Source organism: Myxococcus qinghaiensis (genome assembly GCF_024198215.1).
Lineage (GTDB): Bacteria > Myxococcota > Myxococcia > Myxococcales > Myxococcaceae > Myxococcus > Myxococcus qinghaiensis.
The window spans coordinates 1-2402 of the sequence record NZ_JAKCFA010000067.1 but is presented as its reverse complement, the minus strand read 5'-3'; the positions used below and the strand labels follow the sequence as shown (position 1 = coordinate 2402).

General features: G+C 69.5%; 3 protein-coding genes. All 3 read right to left on the bottom strand.

Translation table 11 applies throughout. The features are described 5' to 3' along the window. Nucleotides 1-117 precede the first annotated feature (117 nt). Entirely contained in the window at nt 118-1545 is a 1428-nt protein-coding gene (gene tnpC, locus LZ199_RS45815; RefSeq protein WP_254000165.1) for an IS66 family transposase, read from the bottom strand. A 103-nt stretch (nt 1546-1648) separates the two neighbouring features. Continuing rightward, nucleotides 1649-2014, bottom strand: a complete 366-nt coding sequence (tnpB, locus tag LZ199_RS45810) for an IS66 family insertion sequence element accessory protein TnpB (protein WP_254000164.1) — start codon at nt 2012-2014, stop codon at nt 1649-1651. Further along, nucleotides 2008-2334: an IS66 family insertion sequence element accessory protein TnpA gene (gene tnpA, locus LZ199_RS45805; RefSeq protein ID WP_254000163.1), complete on the bottom strand. Its 327-nt coding sequence runs from the start codon at nt 2332-2334 to the stop codon at nt 2008-2010. The genes tnpB and tnpA overlap by 7 nt, the downstream gene beginning before the upstream one ends. Nucleotides 2335-2402: the final 68 nt, after the last annotated feature.

Sequence of the window (2402 nt, the reverse complement as noted above, 5' to 3'; positions counted from 1 at the left end):
CGTATCCGTCCGGTGAACGCCGTGCCGGACTGGTTGAGGGCGGACGGGAGTTGTGCTCGGCGGTGGTCGCGAGCCTGGACGTGAGTGGGTTGAGGAGAGGGAGCCGAGCGATGGCGCTCAGGAGGAATCGGCTGTGCGCAAGCGCTTCCACTCGTGCGGCAGCAGCTCGCCGATGCGTGACTGCGGATGAGTCTGCACGCGCAGCAGCACGTCGGCCAGGTACTCCTCGGGGTTGATGTCGTTGACCTCGCAGGTGGCCACCAGCGCGTAGAGGCCGGCCAGACTCTCTCCCGCTGCCTCGTGGCCGACGAAGAGAAAGTTTTTGCGGCCCAGGGCCACCTTTCTCAGCGCACCCTCGCTGCGGTTGTTGTCCAAGGGCAGGCGCTCGTCGGAGACGAATCGGCTCAGCGCCTCCCACTGCTTCAGCGCGTAGGAGATGGCCCCTCCCAGCGGCCCCTTCGGGGGATGCCGCGGAGCCTGGTCCTCAAGCCAGGCGCGCAGGCTCGCGAGGATGGGGGCACTGTGCAACTGGCGCAGTTCGCGGTGGGCGGCCGTGCGCACCACGTCGGCCTCGCGCGCCTGGGCCTCTACCCGGTAGAGCGCCAGGATGAAGTCCAGGGCCTCGCGGGCCTCGGGAGTGGTGGCGAGCGCGTCGAAGAAGCGGCGACGCACATGCGCCCAACACCCGACGCGGGTGCGCCCGTCGGGCAGCGTCACCGCGTTGTAGCCGGTGTACCCGTCCACCACGAGCGCGCCCGTCGTGCCTCCCAGGACGTCCCTGGGCGTCTTGCCCGCGCGCCCCATGCTGAAGCGGTAGCCGATGAGCCACTCGCCTTTCTGGTTCTGGGTGAGGAAAGTCCAGAGGTAGCCCAGACGCGTCTTCTTCACGTCCAGCACGCGCAGTGGCGTTTCGTCGGCCCACACCACCTCGGCGGACGCAATGCATTGCAGCAGGTGCGAAGACAGCGGCAGCAGCACCGAGGCGGACAGGTGGAAGAGGTCCGTCAGCGTGCTGCGACTCATGGGCACGCCGCCTCTCTCAATGCGCTGGGCCAGCCGGTGCAACGGCATGGCGTCGGCGCACTTGGACGTCACCACGTGCGCCAGGAAGCCGGGGCCGTACTCGCCTTTGTCCACCACCTTGGCCGGCGCGGGCGCCGTCACCACGCCTTGGCCGCACTGGCACGCGAGGACTTCCCGCACGTGCACCTGCCGCTCGAAACGGGCTGGCAGGTACTCGTACACCTCGGTGGTGCGTCCCTTGCCCAGCGCCTTCAACTCCTCGCTGCCGCAGGCCGGGCAACGCCGCTCCTGGGTGGGGACGTCATGGCGAATCTCTCGCGTGGGACACTGCTCGGCCTTGCGCGCCGCTCGCTCGCGCCGCTTCACCTTGGCCGCCTCGTCCCGCTCCGCCTTCGACTCCTCGCCCACCACTTCCCCGCGCAGCTCGGCCGCCACCGTCGGCATCCGCTCCGTCTTCCTGCCGAAGACGTGGCGCTCCAGCGCCGCCATCTTCCCCTCCAGCGAGGTCAGCCGACCTTTCAACTCCTCGGCTTCTTCTCGCCAGGGGCAATGGTGGTCGAGTGGGAGGACGCGTGGCACCCGGACTCAACAACGCGGCGGGTAGGGTCGTGCCCGAGTGACGGCCTCACGTCCCTGTGCGCCCCGGGGGCGTCCAGGCAGGCTGGCGCTTCACCTCGGCCACGTCGATGCCATCCAGCAGCATCGCCAACTGCGTGGCGTCCAACTGCACCGACTGGGCGTCCGCGTCCACTGGCGGCAGGCGGAAACGGCCCGTCTCCAGGCGCTTGTAGTACAGGACGAAGCCGCCCCGGCTGAAGGTGAGAATCTTCACCCGGTCTCCTCGTCGGCTGACGAAGGCGAAGAGGTGGCCGGAGTAGACGTCCTCGCCCCAGCCGGTGCGCACCAGTGCCATGAGGCCATCAATCGACTTGCGCATGTCCACCGGCCCGGTGGCCAGCAGGATTCGCACCGAGGCCGGCAGTGTCAGCACGCGGCGCGCTCCAGCGCCGCCACCAGTCGGGCCACGTAGCCCACGTCCGTGCCAGGCGCAAAACGCACGCGCACTCCGGTGGCGCTCACCACCTCCAGCGTCACCGCCTCGAACGCGGGCACGCTGCTCACCTGCACCGGGAGCAGCCGCACGGGCGGCGCGGCCTCGGTGCTCACCTGTCGCCGACGGCGGTACACCCACGACTGCACGGTGCTCAGCCTCAACCCCCGGCGTCCGGCGAACTCCCGCTGCGTCAGCCCGCTCGCTTCGAACTCCTCCGCGACGCGCACCCACTCCGGCTTCTCAGCTCTCTTCTGCATCCGTCGAGGGATGACCTGCCCCGCTCATCCCGGCAACGCCCGCAGCACGTCGTCCGTCGGACGGATAC

Bases quoted from the DNA above. Each gene is read 5' to 3' on its own strand.
- tnpA (WP_254000163.1), bottom strand. From the start codon at position 2,334: ATGCAGAAGAGAGCTGAGAAGCCGGAGTGGGTGCGCGTCGCGGAGGAG.